The sequence below is a fragment of the Oleiphilus sp. HI0061 genome (assembly GCF_001635675.1).
In genome coordinates this window covers 1-699 of sequence record NZ_LWFE01001801.1, presented here as the reverse complement: position 1 = coordinate 699, position 699 = coordinate 1, and the positions used below count along the sequence as shown (strand labels likewise).

Below are 699 nucleotides of genomic sequence, written 5' to 3'. Positions count from 1 at the left end.
AAACAAATGAGATCACCGTAAATTGCAGACGCTAGCAATCCTCTTGGCCGAATAATTCAGGCCTATCAGGCATGCAAAGGAAATGAGGAAAGCAGTTCAAGTGACGAGCAAAGTACTCAGCTAAAACATGATACGCTTGAAGTTCAGCTACAAGAGATCGTTATGTCCGAGATGCCTAAGCTGGATAAGGGCCTGGGGACAATCAAACTACTCGCTGCAGTCGCCCCTCTTCTGGGCTTACTCGGCACCGTTGTTGGCATGATCAATACCTTTCAAAGTATTACTTTAGTCGGAAACGCAGACCCAAAACTAATGGCTGGCGGGATATCACAAGCGCTAATGACTACAGTTCTTGGACTACTGGTAGCCGTGCCACTACTATTCTCTCACAATCTGTTAGCAGCAAAGTCGAAAAAGGTTCTTATGTTCCTTAGCCAGCAAAGCCTAGGCTTTATTGCAAAATATATGAGTGAACAAGGCTCAATAGAAGCTAACGCAGCTCAAGACACTCGCCCTTCCAAGGCAGACTGTTAAGATGACGCAAATTGGTTTCGACTTTTACTCAAGCATTGATCAATTAATCAAGCTCGGTGGTTTACCTGTCGCGGCCATACTGGCTCTGAGTGTATTAATCTTTATACTTTTTTTTGAACGCTTACTATTCCTAAGTCTCAGCTTTAAAAATACAATTTCAATGTT

1 protein-coding gene is annotated in these 699 nt (G+C 43.2%); it reads left to right on the top strand.

All coding sequences use genetic code 11. The features are described 5' to 3' along the window. Positions 1–162: 162 nt before the first annotated feature. On the top strand, positions 163–534 hold the full coding sequence (locus tag A3735_RS27455) for a MotA/TolQ/ExbB proton channel family protein (protein ID WP_068514842.1): 372 nt from the start codon (positions 163–165) through the stop codon (positions 532–534). The last annotated feature ends 165 nt before the right edge of the window (positions 535–699 follow it).

What these genes read in the sequence shown, in the direction of transcription:
- A3735_RS27455 (WP_068514842.1), top strand. Translation starts at nt 163, where the DNA reads ATGTCCGAGATGCCTAAGCTGGATAAGGGCCTGGGGACAATCAAACTA.